The sequence below is a fragment of the Mesorhizobium sp. M00.F.Ca.ET.216.01.1.1 genome, from assembly GCF_004010325.2.
In the GTDB taxonomy this organism is placed as follows: Bacteria; Pseudomonadota; Alphaproteobacteria; order Rhizobiales; family Rhizobiaceae; genus Mesorhizobium.
Genome location: NZ_SADR02000020.1, coordinates 30,689 through 54,606, shown reverse-complemented (window position 1 = coordinate 54,606; position 23,918 = coordinate 30,689). Strand labels below are relative to the sequence as shown.

The following is a 23,918-nucleotide window of genomic DNA, read 5'->3' as shown; positions in this document are numbered from 1 at the left end:
AAAAGACAATGTGCAAATAAGAAGATGGATTGAAAGGGGAACGCCATGTCTCTCAGCCCAGCCGCCACCCTCCGTCCGTCCTCCGGACCGGTCGATTCCAAACCGGTCGACCTTGGCGTGCTGCCGTCCGAGCTTGATGGCGGTCTTGCCTCGCGCGCGGCGATCGGCCTTGTCGTGCTGGCCACGGACCAGACCATGGAGCATGAATTCCGGGCGCTCGTCAGGCAGCCCGGTGTCGCCTTCTATGAATCCCGGGTCTTCAGCGACAACGACATTACGCCCGACACCTTGCGCGCTATCGGTCCCAGGATCGCGCCGAGCGTCGACCTCATCCTGCCGAGCATCCCACTCGACGTCGTTGCCTTCGGCTGCACCTCGGCGACCATGGTGCTCGGCGAAGAAGCGGTTTTCGCCGAGATCAGGAAGGCGCGTCCCGACGTCGCCTGCACCACGCCGGTTACCGCAGCACTCGCTGCCTTCAAGGCGCTCGGCGCCAAGGGCATCGGCCTGCTGACGCCCTATGCGCCCGAGATCAATGAAAACCTCGTCGCCTATTTCAACGGCCGTGGCGTCGACATCGCCGCCGTCGCCACCTTCGACCGGCGCGACGACCGCGAAGCCGCCCGCATCTCGGTCGCATCGATCGAGGTCGCGGCCGAGCGGATGGCTGCAACGCCAGGGGTGGATGCGATCTTCATATCCTGCACCAGCCTTCGCATTGCCGAAGCGGCTGCAGGGCTGGAACAGCGCATCGGCATACCCGTCACCTCCAGCAACCACGCCATGGCCTGGCATTGCCTGCGGCTCGCAGGCGTGAACGACGTCCTGCCCGGCGGCAGGTTGTTCGGATTGCCGCGCAAGTGACCGTTCAGGTTTCCGAGTAGCGTCAGCTCGGACCAGAAGCCGAGACACGTCGGCCTTGCTCTGCGCTGTAGGGCGTTACTCCGGTAGTCCCGCCTTCCGAAGAGCCTCGATATACCTATTCCGATCGTCTAATCGGCGAAACGGCGGCAGCACATCAGCGAGATTCGAAAGCCGTAATGTGGGAGCCAATTCGCAGAGGCGAGCGATCTTTTCCTTTGCTTCCTCAGCCCGCCCTGCCAGGGCATAACTCGCCGCCGCGACGCGTATCGCGCTTGCGTAGTTGGGCTGGTATCGCAATGCCTTTTCTGCCCACAGAACAGCGTCATCATAGTGCTCGCCACAGAAGTAAGCGAGTCCGGTGCAAAACTGCCAAGAGAACAGGCGCGGATCGAGCGGACTTAGGCGCATGGCACGCGCAGCGTGTTCGACAGCCTTGTCGGGCGCGCCCAAGCAGATATTCACCCAGCTACTATAGCCCCAGGCCGCGGCCAAATTCGGGTTAAGAACGAGCGCCTGGTCGATGCAGGCGGCACTCTCCTCCAGGTTGCCACTAACGTACCCAAGGACGAAGCCTCCGAAAGAAAGCGCCATCGCATCCTCTCTGCCAAGGTCAACCGCTCTCGTGGCCAGTCGAGTGGCTTCGGCAATCTCTTCGGTACGATCGATCATCCAGCCGTTGCTCTTTCGAGTGGCGTAGCACCGCGCCGCCCTGCCATAGGCCAGAGCAAACTCCGGGTCACGGGCGATTGCCTCTTTGAAAAGTCGCAGGGCGTCGTTGGCAGCCCCCCTGCTGATCGTCCGGTCAGAGATCGCCAGCCCACGAAGGTAATAGTCGTAGGCTTCCAGGTTCTCTGTCGGCTTGCGCTTGGCACGCTCGATCTCAGCCTGTTCCACTTTCGGCGTGATCGCACCGACTATGCTCGAGGCGATCTGGTCTTGCAGATCGAAGACCTCCGTCAGAGTTCCATCGAAACGGTCAGCCCAGAGGTGGGCACCTGTCGAGGCATCGATGAGCTGGCAAGTAATGCGCAGGCGATCACTGGCCCGGCGCACACTTCCCTCGACCACATAGCGGACACCGAGCTCGCGCCCAACCTGCTTCACGTCTACGGCCCGGCCCTTGTAAGCGAAACTCGAATTCCGTGCGATGACGAACAGGTGTCGGAAGTGGGCCAAGGCAGTGACGATGTCCTCCACTATGCCGTCGGCAAAATATTCCTGCTCCGTGTCGCCACCCAGGTTCTGAAATGCCATCACTGCAACCGATGGCTGGTCGTGCTGCTTGGCCGGGACCGAGAAGACCTGCGGCTGCGATGTCATGTCGGGCTCCGGCGCGGGCTGCTGATATCCGGTTTGTTCCCGTAATTGCAGCGAAGCCACCAGGGCGTTCGTCTGGGCCTCAGGTTGCGCATCCAGATGCCTTTTCAACGCAGTCCGACAAAGCTCGAATTGGCGAAAGGCCGCGTTTTCATGGCCCCGACGAGCGTGAATCCGGATCAGCGCCCGATGGGCGGCCTCGGCGGTGGGGTCTGACGCGAGCAGTCTCTCCGCGAGGTCCTCGCAGGCTGTCTCTCCCGCAGCTCCGGCCGCAGGGAGCGCAAGGCTCAGGCGCTCCACCAACTGCCAAGCCTTCCGCTGATATCTGGCTTGATAGGGTGCAAACCACTCATCCAGTCCGTCAGGAATGGCCTCGCCTGCAAGGAGGTCGCCACGGTACAGGTCGGCGGCGAAGACAAGGTCGGCATTCCGGCCGCCCTCGAGTTTCCGATCGAAGATCCAAATATCCGCCTCATCCGGACCGGCTATCAGCGAGATGGCGTCCTGATCCCCTTCGACGTAGATGGCGGCATCACTGCTGGTCGGAAACCACCGCCTGATGTCGACCAGCGCCTGCCGCAGATTATTGCGTGCCTGCGCATCGCTCCGTCCCGGCCAAAACACTTCTGCAAGCTGCTCGCGACGATGACCGCGGCGGCCTGCCAGGACCAGGGCAGCAAAAAGCAGCGAAGACTTGCGCGTGGCGAAGCGAACGGGCCGGTGCTCCGGGGAAGTGACTTCGAGGTCGCCAAACAACCGGATGCGCACGATCGCCTCCATTGACCCTCGTAGAATAGCATTCCGTCGATCGATTTAACGCAGATTTAACGGCAGCCCTCGGACTTTTGCCTGCTGTTTGCGCGCAGCCGAACAGCCGCAAAGCATTCGTATGGCAAGCTCTGCTCGCAATCCGGAAACGGGAGGCCAAAATGGCTCACACGGAAACTCGCGCCGAGCACCGAACCAGGAAAACGCATCAGCTTGGGTCGAAGCTGAAACACATAGTGACAATTATCGCCGCACTCAGGGCGTGGAGGCGCACCGTCGCAAGACGCAGGGCTATAGCAGATTTAACCCCCTATGAGTTGAAGGACATCGGCTATCCCGAGACTCCCCGAGCCATGCTCGATGTTAAGGCAGGCCTGATCACGAATTTGATGTCCATGAGGTAGGTCGACATGCCAACTGCCCAGTGGAAGGCGACGTCTCAGGATCCGAGCCAAGCGCGCTGCACCTCAACTCGACGTAACATGAAAAAAGCCCGCTTTCGCGGGCTTTTGAGAGGCTTGTGGATGGCCACAAACAGAACTTTGGTGCCCAGAAGAGGACTCGAACCTCCACTCCTTGCGGAACACGGACCTGAACCGTGCGCGTCTACCAATTCCGCCATCTGGGCTGGTGCGGGCTCATGTAAGCGGGTGGACGATGAGTGTCAACGCGCTTTTTTGAAAGCTGCGATCCGCTGCCGGCTAGCGTAGTTGAATCTGCGCATGATCCTTTCCGAACCTCGGGGTCATGCGCTCTCCAGCACTTCCTTCGAAGCCACGGTCGAATCGGCGTTGAGCTTGTAGATGACCGGCACGCCGGTGCCGAGCTCCAGTCTGACGATCTCCTCGCCCGACTTGCCGTCGAGCGCCATGATCAGCGCGCGCAGCGAATTGCCGTGTGCCGCCACCAGCACCGTGCCGCCGCGCAGCACATGCGGCTGCAAATCATGCAGGTAATAAGGCCAGACGCGGGCGCCGGTGTCCTTTAGGCTTTCGCCGCCGGGTGGCGACACGTCATAGGAGCGGCGCCAGATATGTACCTGCTCCTCGCCCCATTTCTTGCGCGCGTCGTCCTTGTTGAGACCGGAGAGATCGCCATAGTCGCGCTCGTTCAACGCCTGGTCGCGAATGGTCTCGAGGCTGCTCTGGCCGACCGCGTCGAGAATGTGCTGGCAGGTCTTCTGCGCCCGGATCAGCGCCGAGGTGAAGGCGATGTCGAATTTGAAGCCGCGTGCCTTCAGCTTCGCGCCCGCCTCCTTGGCCTCCGCATGGCCCTGTTCGGTCAGATCGACGTCGCGCCAGCCGGTAAAAAGGTTCTTCAGGTTCCATTCGCTCTGGCCATGGCGCACGAGCACGAGAGTTCCCGACATTTTTGCTCCTCTAGGGTTTGTGGATAGGGTCGTTCAGGCGAGCCCGAGCACGTCCCGCATCGAATACAGTCCCGGCTTCCTGCTGCGCGCCCAAAGTGCGGCCTTGACCGCGCCGCGAGCGAAGATTGCCCGGTCCTCGGCATGGTGGGCGAGCGTGATGCGCTCGCCGGTGCCGGCCAGCACCACACTGTGATCGCCGACCACCGAGCCGCCGCGCAATGTGGCGAAGCCGATCGAGCCCACTTTTCGCACGCCGGTGTGGCCGTCACGCGACCGCACGTCGTTGCCAGCAAGCGCGATGCCGCGGCCGGTGGCCGCGGCATCACCGAGCAGCAGAGCCGTCCCCGAGGGGGCGTCGACCTTGTGCCGGTGATGCATTTCGAGGATCTCGATGTCGAAATCGTCGGCATCGAGCGCCCGCGCCGCCTGCTCCACCAGCACCGCCAGCAGATTGACGCCGAGGCTCATATTGCCGGATTTGACCACCGTCGCGTGGCGCGCCGCCGCCGCGATCTTGGCATTGTCCTCGGCCGAGCAGCCGGTGGTGCCGATGACATGGACGATGCGCGCCTGCGCCGCATAGCCGGCGAACTCGATGGTCGCCGCCGGCGCCGTGAAATCGAGCACGCCGTCGGCCTTGGCGAAGGCCGGCAACGGATCGTCGCCGATCGCCACGTCGATGCTGCCGATGCCGGCAAGCTCGCCGGCATCCTTGCCGAGATGGGGCGATCCGGCTCGCTCGATCGCGCCGGCGACACGTGCGCCAGGGATCGTATGGATGGCGCGGATCAGCGCTTGGCCCATGCGGCCGGCCGCACCCACCACCACCATTCCCATATCGCTCATGAAGATCTCCCGACTGCCTTCTTCGCGCGGCTGCGCTGCACCGGAGTTTGAATTGGCTTGGCGTCATCGACAAGCCCTAGCCCCTTCTTGCCTTGCACCCGGTGGAAGCGGGCATAGACGCTGTGCGGGTCGGCCATCAGCGAGGCATGCGTGCCCTGCTCGACCAGGTGGCCCTGTTCCAGCACGATGATGTGGTCGGCGTTGACCACTGTCGACAGCCGGTGCGCGATGACGATGGTGGTGCGCCCTTCCATCACCTGGGTCAGCGCCTGCTGGACGCGGGCTTCGGCTTCGTTGTCGAGTGCCGAGGTCGCCTCGTCGAGCAGCAGGATCGGTGCCTGCCGAACGATGGCGCGGGCGATCGACACGCGCTGGCGCTGGCCGCCGGACAGCGTCACGCCGCCTTCACCGACAGGGGTATCGTAGCCCTCGGGCTGCTGGCGGATGAAGCCATCGGCCTCGGCCTGTTGCGCCGCCAATTCGATTTCGGCGTTGCTGGCACTCAGCCGCCCGTAGCGGATGTTGTCGCGGATGGTGCCCTCGAACAAATAAGGCTGCTGCGAGACATAGGCGATGGAGCCGCGCAGCGACTGTTTGGTAACCTTCGAGATGTCTTGGCCGTCGATCTCGATGCTGCCGGCGTCGACATCGTAGAAGCGCTGCAGCAGCGCCACCAGCGTCGTCTTGCCGGCGCCCGAGGCGCCGACGATGGCCGTGACCTTGCCGGCGGCTGCGACGAAACTCAGATCCTGCAGCACCGGCGTCTCCGCGACATAGCCGAACGACACGTTGTTGAAGCGCACCTCGCCCTTGGTGACCTTCGCTTCGATCGCTCCGGGCGCATCGCCCTGCTGCGGCTCGAGGTCGAGAAGCTCATAGATCATGCGCGCGTTGACCAACGCCCGTTCCATGCCGACCTGCATGCGCGCCAGCCGTCGGGCCGGATCGTAGGCGAGCAGCAGCGCGGTGATGAAGGAAAACACCGCGCCTGGGGGCTGGCCGCCGACGGCGGCCCGGTAGCCGGAATAGGCGATGACGCCGGCGACGGCGAAGCCGGCCAGCATTTCGGAGATCGGTGTCAGCCGCTCCGACACACGGGCGATCTTGTTTGCTCGCTGCTCGGCGTTGTCGGCGAGCTTGCCGATGCGGCGCGACAGCTCGTCCTCCATGGTGAAGGCCTTGACGATGGCGATGCCGTGCGTGGCTTCCTGCACTGCACCGATCAGGCGCGAATTGATCTGCACCGATTCGCGCGTAATGCGCCGCACGCGGCGCATCAGGTAGGTGACGGTGTAGATCAGCGGCGGCCCGATCAACAGCGACATCAAGGCGAGCACCGGGTCCTGCCAGATCATGACGCCGATCAGCGCGATCAGCGCCACCACGTCGCGAGCCAAAGATGTCAGCGTCATGCCGAGAAGGTCGCGGATGCCGTTGACGTTCTCGTTGATCTGCGCGGCGAGCCGCCCCGAGCGGGTGTCGTTGAAGAAGCCGACGCCGAGCTTCATCACATGAGCGAAGATACGCTTCTGATAGCGCGCCACCAGATCGTTGCCGATCTTGGCCAGCGTTACCGCCTGGCCATAGGTCGCCAGCCCGCGCAGGATGAAAGCGCCGAGGATAAGAAAGCAGATCAGCGCAATGAGGTCGCCGCGCTGCTGATAGAAGATCTGGTCGACGACGTCCTTCATGATCCAGGCGGTGAAGGCGGTCGTGCCGGCCACCAGCATCAGGCAGACCACGGCAAAGACATAGGACCAGCGATGGTCGCGGCCGTTCTCGGCGACGATGCGGCGGATCACCGACACGATCTCGCCGGGCCGGGCTTTCACTTGGTGTCTGGGCGAATGATTCAAGTTGGGACCGTTCCGTGATGTCGCTCGGCATCGCAGCTGGGCTGCGTCAGGCACCTCTTAGCGTCCCGCTGGCGGCTTGCCTATGGCAGAAGGCGGCGAAACTTCGTCGCGGATCAGGTTTGCCAGCGCCGCCCTGCCGTCTGGACGCCGAACAGCGACGGGTTTCTGGCATAGGCGGCAAGCCCGGAGAGCGCTGCCAGCGGATGGGTTATCACATAGACCGGCATGCTGCGCATCAGTTCGCTGTGCGGCGCCTTGTCCTCGAAGGCGGCGCGGAAATTGCCCGCTTTCAGCGCCGGTACGATCTTCTGCGCGATGCCGCCGGTAAGGAAGACGCCGCCACGGCTCATGAACACCAGCGCGAGGTCGCCGGCCGTGCGCCCGAGGCAGGTGACGAACATCGACAGCGCCTCCTCCGCCACCGGATCAGATTTCGCCAGTGCCGCGGCGGTGACCTCGGCCGGCGTCTTGAACGGAGCCGGCTTGCCGTCCGCTTTGGCCACCGCCCGGTAGACGTTGACGAGGCCGCGCCCGCACAGGATCTGTTCCCCGGAGATGCGGCCTTCGATCGTCTCGATATGCGGAAAAACCTCGAAATCGCGCGGCGAGCGCGGTCCGATGTCCATGTGCCCGCCCTCGCCGGGCACCGGTATCCAGTGATGCAGGGCATGCACCAGTCCGGCAACACCGAGTCCGGTTCCGGGACCGAGCACCACCCGCCCGGCATTGGGTTCCGGCGCGCCGCCGCCGATCTTTTCCATATGCTCTTCGCCGAGCGCGACCACGGCCAGCGCCTGCGCTTCGAAATCGTTGAGCACGACGATGTCGCCGAGCCCGACATTGGCAAGCATCTTTCTCGGCTTGACGATCCACGGGCAGTTGGTGAGCTGGATCTCGTCGCTGTCGACAGGGCCGGCGACCGCCAGCACCGCCGAGTTCGGCCGCACTGACGAGCGGTCGAGCACGGCTGCCTGGATCGCCTCGTCGATGGTGTTGAAATTGGCCGTCTGGACGATCTGCGGTTCGCTCGCTTCCGAGTTCGCGTCGAGCACGATCGAAAAGCGCGCATTGGTGCCGCCGATATCGCCGATCAGGACCGGAAACCGCAGCGCTGTGTCGTCTTCGCCTGGCATGCTCTCGTCTGTTCCCATTCCGGCCGCGCTCTGCTGTTCTCTTGTTGACTAGCGCATGACTTTGGAAAGGGAAATCGGTTTTTACCCTCGACTTGGAATCGGCGATGCACAAATGTGCCCAACGGGTTTCATCAAAGGCCGCTTCGGCGTCAGTTTCCCGGCCGCGGTCGCGGCAGCGGGATGCCGATCTTGGGGGTCGGCGCGAAAGCATTCACAGAGGCCGGCAACGCCGCCGCGCCGCTTGTAATTGTCAGTGCCGGCGCGGAAGCCGGCTGGAGAGGTGGGGCGGCAGCTGCGACCGGCACGCCATCGCCATGATAGGTGACCGCTTCCGCCGAAGCCGGATCTGGCGCGTCGAGCACGAACTGGCATTGCCTGGGCAGGTTCGCCATCGTCATCAGGTCGCGCGCCTTCGGCGCATCCGGCTTCTTGTTGGGGCGCCACGGTTCCTCGGTGAACCACCAGGCCAGCGACTTGTCGCAGCCGTCGCCAGGCGTCGTATCCGCCTGCGGCTTGCAGTCGGATGAACCGGGCTGGCAGCCGATGCGCATGTGGAAATGATAGTCGTGGCCCCAGAACGGCCGGATCTTGCGCAGCCATGAGCGGTCACCGGTGACGGTGTCGCAGAGCTTCTTCTTGATCCCCGGATTGACGAGGATGCGCTCGACTTCGGGATAGCTCGCCGCGCGCTTCAAGAGCCGCGTATGCATCGGCATCCACAGCCCGTCCTTCACCAGATGGGTCTTTTCATCGACCATCAAGGTGGCGCTGATGTTTTCGCGCTCTTCGGTCGAAAGCTTGCGGTCGGGCATCGGTGTCAGCCAGATGTCGGCGTCGAGGCCGATCTGGTGCGAGGCATGGCCGGTCAGCATCGGACCGCCGCGCGGCTGCGAGATATCGCCGATCAACAGGCCCGGCCAGCCGTCAGCGGCGGCATCGCGCGACAGTTTCTCGATCAGCGCGATCATTGCCGGATGGCCCCAGCGGCGGTTGCGCGACGGCCGCATCACCTCCCAGTGCATGCCGTCCATGGGGATGGCGACGCCGCCGGCGAAGCAGCCCTTGGAATAGAAGCCGAAGGATTGCGGCGCCGCCACCGCCGGCAGTTTCCTTGCGCCGAACAGGTCTTTCGCCCGTTCCTCTGCGGCTGCAGGCTTAGTCAGGGCCAGCGCGGCCAGTACCCCGGTCAGGAGCAGCTTTCTGCCGGGCAACGAGCGCTTCAACGTCTTCATGAAGCAGTCCCCTCCGTTATTTTGAGTCGGATCATATCACGCCGCGCGCGACGCTTCGATCACGACCGTTTCATCGGGCTGCGCGCTTCGCCGTCGCGCCAGTCGCCGCTCGCCCACATATGGTCGAGGGCGGAGCGGTAGTCGGGAAAGCGAAAGCGGTAGCCGGCCGCCTTGATGGCGGCATTGGCGACGCGCTTGTTCTCGCCATAGAAGGACCGCGCCATCGGCGAAAGTTGGGCGGTTTCGAACGGAATTTCGGGCGGCGGCTCGATGCCCATCAGCTTGGCGGCATAGGCGACGACGTCCTGCGGCGGCGCCGGCAGGTCGTCGGTGACGTTGAAGATGCCGCCGCGATTGCCTTCGAGAAGATGCCGCAGCGCACCGGCAATGTCGTCGCAATGAATGCGATTGAACACTTGGGCCGGCTTGACCAGTCGGCGGGCGGTGCCGTTCTCCAGATTGACCAGGGCGTTGCGGCCCGGACCGTAAATGCCGGACAGGCGCAGGATCGCCACCGGCCGGCCGATGTCTTCGCCCAGCTTCAGCCAGTCCTGCTCGGCTGCCACCCGCATCACCGAACGCTTCGACACCGGCCGGTATTCGGCGGTCTCGTCCACCCAGCCGCCGCTATGGTCGCCATAGACGCCGACGGTCGAGAGATAGGCGATCCACCGGAGTGACGGCATCTCCGCCGTGATTGTCTGGCGCGCGGCATTCAACACGGGATCACCGGCTTCTTCCGGTGCGACCGAGACGACGAGATGGGTCGTTGTCTTCAATGCCTCGCCGATCTCCGGCGTCAACGCGCCGTCGAAGCGCAGCGGCATGATGCCGGCTTGCCGCAGCGTCTCGAATTTCTCCAGCGAACGCGTTGTGCCGAAAATCGTCGCGTCGGCATCCTTGCTGGCGCGGGCAAAAGCCTTGCCCGAATAGCCGGCGCCGAAAATGAAAATCTGCTTGCCGCTCATGCATGCGCCTCGATCTGATTTGACTGCGCCAGAAGCCACTCGTCTCGCACAGTCCCGTCGCTTTCCGTTTTCAACGCAGCGGCGGCGCGCCTGGCAAATTCGGTACGCGGCACCAGCCGTGACAGCGCCCACACCGCCGCCCCACGCACAAGTGGCGAAGCATCGCCGAGCAGCCCGCGCAGGGTGCCGGCAAGCGAAGGATCGCCGGAATTGCCGGCGGCGATCAGCACATTGCGGACAAAGCGGTCGCGGCCGATGCGCTTGACCGGCGAACCGGAAAAGAAGGACCGGAAGGCAGCGTCGTCGAGGCGCAGGAGGTCGGCGAGCAGCGGTTCGCGCAAATCGTCACGCGCGACAAGCTTTGCCTCGGAGGCCGCTCGGGCGAACTTGTTCCATGGGCAGGCGGCAAGGCAGTCGTCGCAGCCATAGATGCGGTTGCCGATCGCCTCACGGAACTCATGCGGGATCGGCCCCTTGTTCTCGATGGTGAGGTAGGAGATGCAACGCCGTGCATCGAGCCGGTAAGGTGCCGGAAAGGCATTGGTCGGGCAGGCGTCGAGGCAGGCGCGGCAGGAGCCGCAATGGTCTTCCTCCGCGGCGTCAGGCACAAGTTCGGCCGTCGTGAAAATTGTGCCGAGGAACAGCCAGGAGCCATGTTCGCGGCTGACCAGATTGGTGTGCTTGCCTTGCCAGCCGAGTCCGGCCGCTTCGGCTAGCGGCTTTTCCATCACCGGCGCGGTGTCGACGAACACTTTTACGTCGCCGCCAGCGTGTGCCACGATCTTGCCGGCGATCTCCTTCAGCCGGCCTTTCATTACCTCGTGGTAGTCGCGGTTCTGCGCATAGACGGAGATCGCGCCACGATCGCGCCGCGACAGAATATCGCGCGGATCGCGATCGGGGCCGTAATTCATGGCCAGCACGATGATGGAGCGAACCTCGGGCCAAAGTGCGGTCGGGTCGCCCCGGCGTTCGAGCGTCTCGGCGATCCACCCCATCGAGCCGTGAAAGCCATCGGCGACGAATTCGGCGAGCCGGGCCGGCGCCTGCGGGATCGTGTCGGGGGTGGTGACGGCGACGGCATCGAAACCGGCGCGCCGCGCCTCGCGATCGATCATCGCGCGCAAGCTTTTCGTCTTAGAAGTCGAGATCCGCATAATGCGACACCGGTGACAGGCCGCGCACCCGGTCGGACAGCAGCGGCCGGAATGATGGCCGTGATTTCACCCGAGTATACCATTCGCGCGCAGCAGCGTGTTCGCGCCAGTCGACCTCGCCGAGATAGTCGAGCACCGACAGTGCCGCCGCTGCCGCGAGGTCGGCATAGGTGACCTTGTTGCCGGCCAGCCAGTGGCGGGTGCCGGCCAGCCAGTTGGTGTATTTCATATGCTGGCGGATATTGGCGCGCGCCGCGCGGATCGCCGCCGAATCGGGCGAGCCGCCGCCAGCCGTTTCAGGCATCACCGGCTTCAATACGCGCTCGCGCACCAGATGCCGGGTGACCTCGCTTTCGGCCTTGCTCAGATACCAGTCGGTCAGCCTCCGGATTTCGGCGCGCTCCATCGGATCCTCGGCGAACAGCCGCTTGTCGCGCTTCAGCACGCCGCGTGTCTCGTCGAGATATTCGGCAATGACCATGGCACCGACGATCGGCACGTCGCCTTCGGCAAGCAGGATCGGCAGCGTGCCGGCCGGGTTCAGCGCCAGGAACTCCTTGCGCCGCGTCCACGGCTTTTCTTCGATCAGGGCCAACTCCTCGCCATATTCGCCGAAAGCGAGGCGGACGAAGCGGCAGGTGGCGAACATCGGGTGGTGGAAAAGCGTCAGCATGGTCCCGCGATAATAAGGCGCACTGGCGAATCGTCGCCTGCGCCGGTAAGTCTTGGCCGCCCGGAAAGCGGGCTGTCAGGATGCTGCGACCTATAGGGGGAGTTCCGCGCCATGACAAGCAAGCCGTTTTCTCAAGCCTTCCCTCCAACGCCGAGGTTGCCATGGAAAGCCAGACCATCGTCGAAGCACTGCTGCTCGGCCTGCTGGAGGGCTTGACCGAGTTCATTCCCGTGTCCTCGACCGGTCACATCCTGCTCGCCGGCCATTTCCTTGGCTTCCATTCGACCGGCAAGGCCTTCGAGATCCTGATCCAACTCGGCGCCATCCTGGCCATCCTCAGCGTCTATTTCCGCCGCTTGTGGAAAATGCTGATCGACCTGCCGCATGACCGGCTGACGCGGCATTTCGTCCACGGCATCCTCATCGCCTTCCTGCCCGCGGCCGTCATCGGCGCGCTGGCACATGATTTCATCAAGACGATACTGTTCGAGTCGCCAAGGCTGATATGCATCATGTTGATCATAGGCGGCGTCATCCTGCTGCTGCTGGACCGCATGAAGCTGAAGCCGTTCTACCACGACGTCGAGCGCTTCCCGACCAGGCTCTATCTGCAGATCGGACTGTTCCAGTGCCTATCGTTGATCCCCGGCACATCGCGTTCCGGTTCGACGATCGTCGGCGCGTTGCTTCTCGGCGTCGACAAGCGCGCGGCCGCGGAATTCTCCTTCTTCCTTGCCATACCGACGATGGTCGGCGCCTTCGCCTTCGACCTCTTCAAGAACCGCAATGTGCTGACCAGCGCCGATCTGCCGGTCATCGCCGTCGGCTTCCTCGCCGCCTTCGTCGCGGCACTGATCGTCGTCCGCGTCCTGCTCGATTACGTCTCGCGCCACGGCTATTCGCTGTTCGGCTGGTGGCGGCTGGGCGTCGGCGTCGTCGGGCTGACGGCGCTGCTCATCTGGGGCTGATCTGGCGCAGCCATTCGGAACGGTCGCCCTGGGGTCAAACCCAATCACTCTGAACGGCCGGTTGACCCCCAAGCAGCCATTTATGCGGTGCCGTTATTGGCTAGCGAGATTGCAACTTCTTAATTCCGATGGCGGAGCGCATCAACGATCACCGACATCGCCCGAGAGACCTGCCGCCTGCTCGGATAGTATAGGTGATAGCCTGCAAAGGGCGGGCTCCAGTCGTCAAGCACGAGCGCCAGCCGGCCCTCCGAGAGATGGTGGCTGACGAGATCCTCCGGCACGTAGGCGATCCCGTAGCCGCTGATCGCTGCGTCGATCATGGCAATGGACGTGTTGAAGGTGAGCTGGCCGTTCACTCGGACCCGCAGGTCGCGGCCGTCCTTCGCGAACTCCCAGGCATAGAGTCCGCCCACCGTGGTCTGGCGCATATTGATGCAAGAGTGCCGAACGAGATCCTGCGGCGTTGTCGGGACAGGGTGGCGCGAGAAGTATTCCGGTGACGCGACGGCCACGAGTCGCCAGTCCGGGCCGATACGGACGGCGATCATGTCCCTGTCGATGCTCTCGCCGAGCCGCACGCCTGCATCGAACCGCTCCTCCACGATGTTTCGCATGCTGTTGTCGCTGTGGAGCTCGACGCGGAGGTCGGGATAGTCGAGCAGGACGGGTCGGAGCTTCGGCCAGACGGTTGTCTGCAGCGCATGATCCGACAGCGTGATGCGCACCGTTCCCGAAGGCTTGTCACGAAACGCGACCAGGCTTGCGAGGTCGGCTTCGATCTCTTCAATGCGGGGGGCAAGCGACTGGAACAGTCGCTCGCCGGCCTCGGTGGGCGCGACGCTTCGCGTCGTGCGCGTGAGGAGCCGCACCCCGAGACGAGCCTCCAGCTGCATGATGGTGTGGCTCATGCTCGACTGCGACGTTCCGAGCTTGGCAGCCGCCCTGGTGAAGCTGCGCTCTCTGGCGACGGCCAGGAACCAGAGCAAATCCTTCATGTCGTCGCGCTGCATGGATCACCTCTGAGCGCTATTCATATCACAGATCGATAGGTTCATGCAGATTAGCCCGGCTAGTCAGAAAAGCGTGACAGAGATAAGTTGCCGAGCATGGCGGCAACAGCCTCCGATCGTGACCCGGCCACCGGGCCAACCGCCGCCCTGCAAGGATGCCTGGCCTGGAAACCACCTACGACACACGGCTTATCGATGCCCGCAGCGCATGGGGCGCGGTGCTTTCGATGGCGCTGTGCGTCGCCGTCCTGATCGCATCCGAATTCATGCCCGTCAGCCTCCTGTCCCCGATCGCGGCTGATCTCGGCATCACCAAAGGCCAGACGGGGCAGGCCATATCTACGTCGGGCGCATTCGCGGTGCTGACCAGCCTCCTGGTCGCCAGCCTCACACGCCGGATCGACCGACGCATCGTCGTGACCGGATTCACGGTGCTCCTCATCGTCTCCGCCCTGATCGTCATGCGCCTCGTGTCCGAAGACCTCGTCCCCCAGGGGCTTGCCATGATGAACGCGGGCAACGCCATCGCGGCCACGATCGCCGCGCCGCTGGGAAGCTTCCTGGGCGTCTATGTGGGCTGGCGGGGCGCCTTCTTCCTCGTTGTCCCACTCGGCCTGCTGGCCCTCGTATGGCAGTGGATCAGCCTGCCGCCGCTTCCTCCGCGCAACAGGAAGGTGTCCGACAACGTGCTGTCGCGCCTTGGCCGTCGCCCGGTTGCGATGGGAATGGCCTCACAATAGAAAGGAGCATTCTCTCATGCTTGCAACCGTTCTTCACAAGCCAGGCGACATCCGCTGCGAGGAAGTCGCCGATCCCAAAATCATTCACCCGACCGATGCCATCATCAAGCTGGCAGCCAGCTGCATCTGCGGGTCCGATCTGTGGCCCTATCGCGGGCTCCAGCCGGTGGACGGCCCGATGCATATGGGCCACGAATATTGCGGCATCGTCGTCGAGGTCGGCAGCGAGATGCGCACGATCCGCCCCGGCCAGTTCGTCGTCGGCTCCTTCTGCATCTCCGACAACACCTGCCCGCACTGCCGCTTCGGCTTCCAGTCATCCTGCATGCAGCGCGAGTTCATGTCGGGCGCTCAGGCCCCGTATGCCCGCGTGCCTCTGGCGGACGGAACGCTGGTGGCCACGTCCGAGGTTCCGCCCGCCGAACTCGTGCCTGATCTGCTCGCCGTCTCGGACGTGCTCGGCACCGGCTGGTATGCGGCCGACGCGGCCGAGGTGCGGGAAGGATCGACGGTCGTCGTGGTCGGTGACGGCGCCGTCGGCCTGATGGGCGTTCTTGCGGCCAAGGAAATGGGCGCGGCATCATCGCCATGAGCCGCCACGAGAGCCGCCAGCAACTCGCCCGCGACTTCGGCGCAACCGACATCGTGGCGGAGCGCGGCGAAGAAGGCGTGGCGCGCATCAAGGATTTCACCAGCGGCGTCGGTGCGGACTCGGTGCTGGAGTGCGTCGGCACGGCGGAATCCTTCGATCAGGCGTTGGCCTGCTCGCGCCCCGGCGGCACGATCGGCTATGTCGGCGTGCCGCACGGCGTGACGTTCGAGGGCCAGCGGCTTTTCTTCGGCCAGAAGCGCATGCTCGGCGGGCCGGCGCCCGTCCGCCGCTTCCTGCCCGACCTGATGGACCGCGTGCTGAAGGGCAAGATCAAGCCCGGCAAGGTTTTCGATCTCCAGCTGCCGCTGGCGGACGTCGCTGAAGGCTACCGCGCCATGGACGAGCGGCGCGCGATCAAGGTCCTGCTCGCCGTCGATGCGAGAGCAAATTCTCGAACTGCTTGAACCTCTGGACGCGCTCCCCCATCCGGTTTCTTTCAGGCCCGACAAAGTTGGCCGTCCGACGGTCTCGCCAAAAGGGTGCTGACCGAGATGGCCAGACCCGCTGATTTATCCCGTCGTCAGCGCCTGACCTTCAATTTGGCACCTTCTTGCCCGATCAGAGGAACGTCCGGGTTGAGTGCTGATCGCGACCTTCGATCCGTCCAGCGGAAATGTCAGGAAATGGCGCGACTTGCTCGTTTCCATCAATAGCTGGTCTGATCGCATTCGCGATATTTGCACGTCATGCGGCACGACGTGTTTCCGTAAGATGGCCCAAAACAGCTCCCTACCCCGCATGAATTGCCTTGCAGCATCAAGCGGTGCCGATGCTTCACAGCGGGGTTTTTCGCCAAAGCTCGCGAGAGGATATCGAGGCGCGATCGACCAGCCTTCGCTCCCCTTGAAAGGACATTGAGCTCCATTGGACTGCCTCTCCCCGCCCGAGAGTCAGAATTAACCACATTCGAAGAAGGCGAAGTACGGTTGGGTTTGTCACCGATCCGTCTCGCGTAAAATGTTATCCTTGGAATCGGGGGCATCCGCAGCACGTCCAGGCGCAAAGGCAAGGAAGAGACAGGATGCCTACCTTAAGCAATGGCAGTGAACTCATTGTATGGAACGAACCCGAGAATCCCAATCCGAGCCCTGACGCGGTCCTCTTCAGCATTACGGAAACAGACGGCGACGTAATCGGACCGATAGGGGCAAAGCCGGATTTCCCTCTCGGTGGGATCGAACTAGCTTCAGTCGATGTTTTCGACGGCTTCTTCACCATCACCAGCTTCACCCACGAGGGCAGGACCGAGACCTGGACGACAGTGGAAACGCAGGTCTTCGACAACGAAGGCAATTTTCTCCGCACCGTGTCCGACCAGGCGGCCTTCCTGTCGGCCCAGATCGTCTCGATCAGAGCCGACAGCCCCGACGACATCACGGTGACATGGATCGGGGCGAACGAATATTTCGGCGGCGAAAACACCCAATACGGTCAGCATCAGATCATCTTGGAAGGAGGCGTGCTTCAGCCCGACACCTTCGTCAATCACGCGCCCACCGTTGCCGACCTGGCCTTGTCGGTTTCGCAGGCGCAATCTCTCGACGACGTCCAGTTCGGCGCGGCAGATGCCGACTATGATCTCTTGAACTTTATCGTCGTAGACGGGCCGGACAGTGGCACCCTAGAGCAGGAGACGAGGTTCGATGGTAACTACTACCCGTTTCACCAGGGTCACTACGGCGCCACCCTGCACTATCATGCGGATTTTCTGAGCGGAAACCTGTTCGACTACACGCCAGAGGCCGGCTTCATCGGCACCGATAGCTTTACGGTCTACGCTACGGACGGCCAGGGCAACAGCAATGTGGCGACGATTACGATCACCGTCACTCCGCCGGCCGAATCGATCACCCAGACCGACGCCAAAAACATCGTGAGCTATGGAAGCTATGATCATGCCGTGCTCATCGCCGCGTTGGGCGGCGGCGACCGCATCAGCGGCACCCCGTTCAACGACACGCTCGACGGCGGTGCCGGCCACGACCAGCTGTTCGGCGGCGCGGGCGCCGACGACATCATTGGAGGCGCGGGCACCGATTGGCTGAAGGGCGGCGCCGGCGATGACGAGATCAGCGGGGGCGCGGGCACAGACGGCATCCGCGGTGACACTGGCGACGACGTCCTCGACGGCGGCGCCGGCTCCGACGACATGCGGGGTGGTGCTGGCGACGACATCCTCAATGGCGGCGCCGGCCGCGACCGGCTGGCCGGTGACGCTGGCAGGGATGTCTTCGTGTTCGACGCACTTGGGCCCGCGAACTACGACAGAATAGAAGACTTCAATGCGCTCGACGATGTGTTCTGGCTGGACAGCGCCGCATTCGTCGGGCTGTCGGCCGGCTCGCTTTTCGCTGCGGTTTTCGTGGTCGCCAAGCACGCTATCGATGACAGCGACCACATCATTTACGACAAGGAGACCGGCGATCTGCTGTTCGACGTGGACGGGGCAGGAGGAGCGGCGGCTGTCAAGTTTGCCGCCGTGGACCCGAGCACATTCCTCACGGTGGACGACTTCCTCGTGTTCTAGGCTCGCATGGAACGGCGGCTCTGGAGAAGCGCCGGAAAAGTCGGCTCATGTCGCAACTTGCTCGTTTCCATCGACGAAACGATAGGCAACATCCACCGATCTCGGCCATTTGCGGCAGCTGATTGAGTTTTGAACCCAGGGTTCTATTCCTTTTGACCATGATCTTGTCCGAACCGAAGGTCAGCGCAGCAAGAACCAGCCAGCACCTGCCCCCATGCCGGACCTCCCACACGGAACTCTATTCTTGCCTCAAGCCGAGCCATACGATCTTGTAGACGTGTAGTTTGGCAGGGGGAAACGCATGAGCGAAGTTCTTGACGCCCTCGTTATTGGCGCCGGCTCGGCGGGGCTCGGCGTCAGCTATTTCTTGAAACGGCAGCGCCGCGATCACCAGGTGCTCGATCGCAGCCGGATCGGCGAGACGTGGCGAACGCAGCGCTGGGACTCGTTTCGACTGAACTCGCCGACCATCCGCTCCATCTTGCCCGGAGATTCCTACGAGGGACCCGAGCCTTGGGGCGCGATAACCCACCATGAGTTTGTCACCTACCTCGAAGGCTACGCAGAGCGGCACTGCTTGCCGGTAAGCACCCAAAGTCCGGTGCAGGAGCTGACGAGAGACAATGGAATCTTTCGCGTCACCACGGCTCGCGGCGCGCTTCTGGCGCGCAATGTGGTGATCGCCACCGGCGACCAAAACCGCCAGGTCCGGCCACCAGGGTCGGCAGACCTGCCTGCCGCAGTTCGCCAAATCGATTCTTCGGCTTATCGCAACGCGGCCGAGCTCGAGAATGGCGCGGTGCTGGTGGTCGGCAGCGGCCAGTCGGGCGGCCAGATCGCCGAGGATCTGGCACTGGCCGGACGCGTGGTCTTTTTGGCGACCAGCCGCAACGGCCGCTGGGTGCGGCGCTACCGCGGGGGCAACATACTTAGTTGGCTGACACTGTCCGGTTTTCTCGACGTTCCGCGCAAGGAACTCGTCCTCCCCTCCGGCAAGGTGCAGGCCCGCGCGCTGGTCGGCGCGACCCATACGATCAGCCTGCAATCGCTGAGCGCGCAAGGGGTGGTACTGCTCGGCCGTTTCAGGGGCATCCAGAATGGCAGCCTGGTCTTCGGCGACGAGCTCGACGACCATATGCGGTTTGCCGACGAGGTCTCCGCGAATGCCAAGCGGGTGATCGACGAGTACGTCGAGCGCGCCGGCCTCGATGCGCCGCCGGCCGAGGATGATCCAGCCGAGACGGTTGAACCGCGCTTGCCCGATCCTCCGATCCGCTCGATCGACTGGACGGCGAGCGGCATCAGATCAGTGGTCTGGTGCACGGGCTTTACCGGCGACTTCTCATGGGTCCGACTCCCGGGCTCCCTCGATGCAGCCGGTCAGCCCGTCCATGCAGACGGCGTCGGCGCTATTCCGGGCCTCTTTTTCGCCGGCCTCGATTTCGGATCGACGCGGAAATCGGGCACCATACCAGCTATTGCAGAGGAAGCGGCTCGCCTCGTCGAGCGGCTCGCCAAAAGCGGAGCCGACTTGCCACGGAACGACACCTAAACGAACTCTTACCCGCCGGACGTGAAGGACAGGATTTTTGTTGCCGATTCGACCGCAACGAAACGCCAGGGCTACGTCTCAGCGGCTGCGCTGACGGACCGCCGCTTTTAGTTTCGCCCGTAAAAAGCGTTCTCGACATGCACCGGCCAGCGGCATGGCAGCACCGCCACCATATCGAAACGTGCCGATAATTTCCCGTAGTCGGACTGGCGCGAAAGCCAGAGATCGGCGGCCGCTTCGATGCGGCGCTCCGATTCGTGGGCTATCGCCTCCATCGCCTCCATCAGCGTGTGGCGCGCCTTCACCTCGACGAACAGCACCAGGTCGCCGCGCCGCGCGATCAGGTCGATCTCGCCGAGCCTGGTGCGGTGGCGGCGAGCGAGGATCCGGTAGCCTTTCAGCATCAGCGCCGCTGCCGCCAGCCATTCACCGCGATGGCCGCGTCGATAGGCTCTTTGGAGGCTGACGGCCGGGCGCTCAGCCACGGCCGTTTTCCCCAGGGGTGTCCCCGCCTGCATTCTTGAGTTCGAGCAGCCGCCGGTAAAGCGCCTGCTTCTGACCGCCGGTCATTTTTGCGGCTTCCGCCGCCGCCTTGGAGGCCGGCATCTCGGCGGCCAGCGAAAGCAACAGCCGGTCGATATCAGCGGGTTCGTCTGCCGTTGCCTCGGGCGGGCCGACGCAGATGACGATTTCGCCCTTCGGCGTGTCGGCCGCCGCATAGTGGTCGGCGAGCGACTGCAGCGTACCAGTCCGCATCTCCTCGAAGGTCTTGGTCAGCTCACGGCCGATCGCCGCCTTGCGTGTACCGCCCAGCGCTTCGGCCATCGCGCCAAGCGTCTCGGCCAGCCGGCGCGGCGATTCGAAGAAGATCAGCGTCGCCGGCACCGTCTTCAGCGCTTCCAGTCGCGTCAGCCGCTGCCCTGTCTTCACCGGCAGGAAGCCGGCGAACAGGAAGGCGTCGGACGGCAGGCCGGATGCCGTCAGCGTCGCAAGGGCTGCCGACGGGCCGGGGATCGGCACGACGCGTATGGCGCGATCGAGAGCTTCGCCGACCAGCCGGTAGCCGGGGTCGGAGATCAGCGGCGTGCCGGCGTCCGAGATCAGCGCCACGCTCTGGCCGGCTTCAAGCGCTGCGATCAGCTTCGGCCCCGCCTCGCCGGCATTGTGCTCGTGATAGGCCGTGGTGCGGCGGCGGATGCCGTAGCGGTCGAGCAGCACGCGCGAAACCCGCGTGTCCTCGCAGGCGACGATGTCGGCGGCGGCAAGCGTTTCCAGCGCGCGCAGCGTGATGTCGGCGAGATTGCCGATCGGCGTCGCCACCAGGTAGAGCGCCGGCGCGAGCGGCCGGGCTGATATCTCGGTCTGGCCGATCACATAGCTGCGTTTCGACGACTCGCCTGTCACCAGTGCCCCTCCACTAGAGCGCCGCGCGTCCACTGGACGCGCAAAGGACGCTCTAGCACATTGAAGAGCGCCGCGCGTCCACTGGACGCGCAAAGGACGCTCTAGCACATTGAAGAGCGCCGCGCGTCCGCTGGATGCGCAAAGGACGCTCTAACACTTTGAATGCGTTCGACCCTGTTTGGCACGGCTCACGCCCGGTTGCAAAAGCCGAGCCGATGTGAAGTGGCCGCCATGCCTTTGCCACACTAGGGAACGAAACCGTTGCCCGCGGATCTTATCCTGCGCCGTCTGCATGCAGACGCCAGGTCTTCGAACGAAACCGACAGCACGACGGAGCACTGACCGGACGATGCCCAATCGCTTCGATATCTTCATCACCCGCCTTGAAACAAAAAGTGCCAGGGATGGCGCGCCATCACATCCCGCAGGCGACCAGCATAGCGCCCGCCGCGACAAAAGCGATGCCAAGCCGGCCCGGTCCGGCGAGGCGCATGCCGAGAAAGAGCGCGCCAAGCACCGCCACAAGCACGACGCCTAGCTCCGTCGTCATCCTCGGGTCTGCAGTCCGCTTCGCGTTCGCTCCGCCCTAGAATGACGAGGCATAAGGCCTACCGCGCCAGGTCCGCCACCACAGCGTCGAGCACGATCATGCCGGCCGGCGTGGCGCGCAGGCGGGCATTGCCGATCGGCGCCACCAGCCCCTCTTCCTGCAAGACCGACAGCCGCGCCGTCGACAGACCGCGCCCGGAAAACTGTTCATAGCGGGAAAGGTCGATGCCTTCGGCCAGCCTCAGCCCCATCAGCAGGAATTCGTCCGCCTCTTCCGAGCGCGTCAGGGTCTCGCCGCCGGTGACGCCGTGGCCCTTGGCCTCGACCAGATTGGCCCAGGTTTCCGGCATTTTCTCCGCGATCGTCACCGTACGGCGGCCGTGCTCGACGAAGCGGCCATGCGCGCCGGGGCCGACGCCGACATATTCGCCGTAGCGCCAGTAGGTGAGATTGTGCCGGCTTTCCGCGCCGGGCCTGGCGTGGTTGGAAATCTCGTAGGCCGGCAGCCCATGCGCCGCGGTGATCTCCTGCGTCAGCGCATAGAGGTCGGCGGCGTGATCGTTGTCGGGAATGGTGAATTTCTTCGCTGCATGCAGCGCGTGGAACGGCGTGCCTTCCTCGATGGTCAGCTGGTAGAGCGACAGATGGTCGGCGGCGTGGCCGATCGCCTGTTCGAGTTCCGCCTGCCAGGCGCCCAGTGTCTGGCCCGGCCGCGCATAGATCAGGTCGAAGGACAGCCGCGGAAAGATCTCGCGCGCCAGCCCGATCGCGTGCAGCGCCTCATCGACATTGTGCAGGCGGCCGAGGAAGCGCAAATCGCTGTCGTTCAGCGCCTGCACGCCGAGCGACACCCGATTGACGCCCGCCGCACGGTAGCCGCGGAAGCGCTCGGCCTCGACCGAGGAGGGGTTGGCTTCCAGCGTCACCTCGATGCCATCAGGCACCGTCCAGTTCTTCGCCACTGCATCCAGCACCGCCGCCACGGTCTCCGGCTTCATCAGCGACGGCGTGCCGCCGCCGAGAAAGATGCTGGTCACCTCGCGCGGCCCGGTGCGGGCGCGCATCGTCGCAAGCTCGGCCTCGAAGGCGCGCGCAAAGCGCTCCTGGTCGACCGGCTGGTGGCGGACATGGCTGTTGAAGTCGCAATAGGGGCACTTGGCCGCGCAGAACGGCCAATGGATGTAGACGCCGAAGCCGGGGCTGCGGTCGAGCAGCATGGTCATGTCGAGCCCAATCGTGCCGAATTCAATCGTGCTTGCGCGAATTTCTGGAAGGCGCGTGCGCGGTGCGACAATGCCGTCGGCTGGCCGGGCTTCCAGCCATGTTTTTCTGCTGCCGTCATCTCGCCGAAGGTCTTTTCGAAACCGTCCGGCAAGAACACCGGATCGTAGCCGAAGCCGAGCTCGCCGCGCGGCGGCCACACCAGGGTGCCCTCGACCTCACCGCGAAAATATTCGGCATCGCCGTCGGGAAAAGCCAGGCAGATGACGGCGACGAAACGGCCCTTGCGCTGCGCTGGGTCGACCGCTCCGACTTCCTGCAGCGCCACCTCCGTGCGCTGCATGGCCACGCCGAAGTCGCGGGAGCCGTCCGGCGTCTCGGCCCAGTTGGCGGTGTAGACGCCGGGCGCCCCATCGAGCGCGTCGACGCACAGGCCGGAATCGTCCGACAGTGCCGGCAGGCCGGTCGCCTTGGCCGCGGCCAACGCCTTGATGAAGGCGTTCTCCTCGAAGCTGGTGCCGGTCTCGTCCGGCTCCGGCAGGCCGTATTCCTTGGCCGACTTGGCTTCGATGCCGAACGGCGCCATCAGCTCGGCGAATTCGCGCAGCTTGCCTGAATTGTGGCTGGCGACGACAATTTTGTGTCCATTGAGCGAATGCATCAGAGGCCCCAGATCCTTGGCTCGGCGAATTCGATCGAATTGCCGGAGGGGTCGCGGATATAGATCGAACGGCCGCCTTGCGGCCATTCGAAATCGCTTTCGATGGCGATCTTCTTCGCCTGGAGATGCGCACGCCAGCGCGCGATTTCATCTGCGCTTGCCGCAAAGCAGAGATGGCCGTCGCCGACCGTGCCGTGGGGCGGCACTTTCAGCCTGGCGTCAGGCGCCGGCGGCACCTTGGTCGCCTCGGCATTGAAGAGGAGCAGCACGCCCTCCCCGCAGCGGAAGAAGACATGCCTGCCCTCGATCTTGCCCACTACCTCCAGCCCGAGCACGTCGCGATAGAATTGCTCGGCAGCTTGCAAGTCGGTGACGTAGAGAGCGGATTCCAGGATTGCGGAGGGAGTCACGAAGCCCCCCCCTCTGGCCTGCCGGCCATCTCCCCCTC

The 23,918-nt window shown here is 64.0% G+C and carries 21 protein-coding genes, 1 tRNA gene and 2 pseudogenes; 7 read left to right on the top strand and 17 right to left on the bottom strand.

The window, feature by feature from the left end; all coding sequences use genetic code 11:
• Nucleotides 1-45: 45 nt before the first annotated feature.
• Entirely contained in the window at nt 46-864 is an 819-nt protein-coding gene (locus tag EN859_RS23965) for an aspartate/glutamate racemase family protein (RefSeq protein WP_127855190.1), read from the top strand.
• 75 nt (nt 865-939) lie between these two features.
• Here the strand turns inward: EN859_RS23965 and EN859_RS23960 are convergent, their stop codons facing one another.
• The gene (locus EN859_RS23960; protein WP_245525680.1) at nt 940-2,961 is read right to left on the bottom strand and encodes a BTAD domain-containing putative transcriptional regulator; all 2,022 of its coding nucleotides are present in this window, start codon (nt 2,959-2,961) and stop codon (nt 940-942) included.
• Nucleotides 2,962-3,110: 149 nt separating this feature from the next.
• Between EN859_RS23960 and EN859_RS23955 the strand changes: the two genes are divergently transcribed.
• Entirely contained in the window at nt 3,111-3,353 is a 243-nt protein-coding gene (locus tag EN859_RS23955; RefSeq protein ID WP_127855191.1) for a DUF1127 domain-containing protein, read from the top strand.
• Nucleotides 3,354-3,492: 139 nt separating this feature from the next.
• On the opposite strand, the gene EN859_RS23950 is transcribed toward EN859_RS23955, so the two are convergent.
• The 9 genes from EN859_RS23950 to EN859_RS23910 form a co-directional block, all read right to left on the bottom strand.
• Nucleotides 3,493-3,577 (bottom strand) — tRNA-Leu (locus tag EN859_RS23950).
• Nucleotides 3,578-3,694: 117 nt separating this feature from the next.
• A complete protein-coding gene (locus tag EN859_RS23945; protein ID WP_127855192.1) occupies nt 3,695-4,318 on the bottom strand; it encodes a 2,3-bisphosphoglycerate-dependent phosphoglycerate mutase in 624 nt (207 codons plus the stop codon).
• 33 nt (nt 4,319-4,351) lie between these two features.
• On the bottom strand, nt 4,352-5,164 hold the full coding sequence (gene dapB / locus EN859_RS23940) for a 4-hydroxy-tetrahydrodipicolinate reductase (protein WP_127855193.1): 813 nt from the start codon (nt 5,162-5,164) through the stop codon (nt 4,352-4,354).
• Entirely contained in the window at nt 5,161-6,996 is a 1,836-nt protein-coding gene (locus tag EN859_RS23935; protein WP_245525679.1) for an ABC transporter ATP-binding protein, read from the bottom strand. Before EN859_RS23935 ends, dapB begins: the two co-directional genes overlap by 4 nt.
• A 137-nt stretch (nt 6,997-7,133) precedes the next feature.
• A complete protein-coding gene (locus EN859_RS23930; RefSeq protein ID WP_127855195.1) occupies nt 7,134-8,153 on the bottom strand; it encodes a glucokinase in 1,020 nt (339 codons plus the stop codon).
• A gap of 149 nt (nt 8,154-8,302) precedes the next feature.
• Nucleotides 8,303-9,385: a penicillin-insensitive murein endopeptidase gene (mepA, locus tag EN859_RS23925; protein WP_127855196.1), complete on the bottom strand. Its 1,083-nt coding sequence runs from the start codon at nt 9,383-9,385 to the stop codon at nt 8,303-8,305.
• A 59-nt stretch (nt 9,386-9,444) separates the two neighbouring features.
• On the bottom strand, nt 9,445-10,353 hold the full coding sequence (locus EN859_RS23920) for an SDR family NAD(P)-dependent oxidoreductase (protein WP_127855197.1): 909 nt from the start codon (nt 10,351-10,353) through the stop codon (nt 9,445-9,447).
• Nucleotides 10,350-11,510: a tRNA epoxyqueuosine(34) reductase QueG gene (gene queG / locus EN859_RS23915; protein WP_127855198.1), complete on the bottom strand. Its 1,161-nt coding sequence runs from the start codon at nt 11,508-11,510 to the stop codon at nt 10,350-10,352. Before queG ends, EN859_RS23920 begins: the two co-directional genes overlap by 4 nt.
• On the bottom strand, nt 11,491-12,183 hold the full coding sequence (locus tag EN859_RS23910) for a glutathione S-transferase family protein (protein WP_127855199.1): 693 nt from the start codon (nt 12,181-12,183) through the stop codon (nt 11,491-11,493). Before EN859_RS23910 ends, queG begins: the two co-directional genes overlap by 20 nt.
• A gap of 161 nt (nt 12,184-12,344) precedes the next feature.
• Here EN859_RS23910 and EN859_RS23905 point away from each other — a divergent pair, with 161 nt between their 5' ends.
• Nucleotides 12,345-13,151, top strand: a complete 807-nt coding sequence (locus EN859_RS23905; protein ID WP_127855200.1) for an undecaprenyl-diphosphate phosphatase — start codon at nt 12,345-12,347, stop codon at nt 13,149-13,151.
• 119 nt (nt 13,152-13,270) lie between these two features.
• On the opposite strand, the gene EN859_RS23900 is transcribed toward EN859_RS23905, so the two are convergent.
• Entirely contained in the window at nt 13,271-14,164 is an 894-nt protein-coding gene (locus EN859_RS23900) for a LysR family transcriptional regulator (protein ID WP_127855201.1), read from the bottom strand.
• A gap of 155 nt (nt 14,165-14,319) precedes the next feature.
• Between EN859_RS23900 and EN859_RS23895 the strand changes: the two are divergent.
• The 4 genes and pseudogenes from EN859_RS23895 to EN859_RS23880 form a co-directional block, all read left to right on the top strand.
• Nucleotides 14,320-14,898: pseudogene (locus EN859_RS23895) on the top strand (MFS transporter); the annotation flags it as partial.
• A 22-nt stretch (nt 14,899-14,920) separates the two neighbouring features.
• A pseudogene (locus tag EN859_RS23890) lies at nt 14,921-15,960 on the top strand (zinc-dependent alcohol dehydrogenase family protein).
• 857 nt (nt 15,961-16,817) lie between these two features.
• Nucleotides 16,818-18,083 (top strand): Ig-like domain-containing protein, encoded by a 1,266-nt coding sequence (locus tag EN859_RS23885; RefSeq protein WP_245525678.1) that lies wholly within the window; start codon nt 16,818-16,820, stop codon nt 18,081-18,083.
• 301 nt (nt 18,084-18,384) lie between these two features.
• The gene (locus EN859_RS23880; protein ID WP_127855204.1) at nt 18,385-19,635 is read left to right on the top strand and encodes an NAD(P)/FAD-dependent oxidoreductase; all 1,251 of its coding nucleotides are present in this window, start codon (nt 18,385-18,387) and stop codon (nt 19,633-19,635) included.
• A 107-nt stretch (nt 19,636-19,742) separates the two neighbouring features.
• Here EN859_RS23880 and EN859_RS23875 read toward each other — a convergent pair whose 3' ends face one another.
• From EN859_RS23875 to EN859_RS23850, 6 genes are all read right to left on the bottom strand, one after another.
• Nucleotides 19,743-20,120 (bottom strand): YraN family protein, encoded by a 378-nt coding sequence (locus tag EN859_RS23875; protein WP_189502194.1) that lies wholly within the window; start codon nt 20,118-20,120, stop codon nt 19,743-19,745.
• On the bottom strand, nt 20,113-21,039 hold the full coding sequence (gene rsmI, locus EN859_RS23870) for a 16S rRNA (cytidine(1402)-2'-O)-methyltransferase (protein ID WP_127855206.1): 927 nt from the start codon (nt 21,037-21,039) through the stop codon (nt 20,113-20,115). Before rsmI ends, EN859_RS23875 begins: the two co-directional genes overlap by 8 nt.
• A gap of 415 nt (nt 21,040-21,454) precedes the next feature.
• Nucleotides 21,455-21,589 carry a hypothetical protein gene (locus EN859_RS39560; RefSeq protein ID WP_348632942.1) on the bottom strand — a complete coding sequence of 45 codons (135 nt, stop codon included), beginning with the start codon at nt 21,587-21,589 and terminating at the stop codon, nt 21,455-21,457.
• Nucleotides 21,590-21,647: 58 nt separating this feature from the next.
• Nucleotides 21,648-22,811, bottom strand: coding sequence for a radical SAM family heme chaperone HemW (gene hemW, locus EN859_RS23860; RefSeq protein WP_127855208.1), 1,164 nt, complete (start codon nt 22,809-22,811; stop codon nt 21,648-21,650).
• Nucleotides 22,808-23,470, bottom strand: a complete 663-nt coding sequence (gene rdgB, locus EN859_RS23855; RefSeq protein ID WP_127855209.1) for an RdgB/HAM1 family non-canonical purine NTP pyrophosphatase — start codon at nt 23,468-23,470, stop codon at nt 22,808-22,810. Before rdgB ends, hemW begins: the two co-directional genes overlap by 4 nt.
• Nucleotides 23,470-23,880 carry a VOC family protein gene (locus EN859_RS23850; RefSeq protein ID WP_127855210.1) on the bottom strand — a complete coding sequence of 137 codons (411 nt, stop codon included), beginning with the start codon at nt 23,878-23,880 and terminating at the stop codon, nt 23,470-23,472. The genes rdgB and EN859_RS23850 overlap by 1 nt, the downstream gene beginning before the upstream one ends.
• Nucleotides 23,881-23,918: the final 38 nt, after the last annotated feature.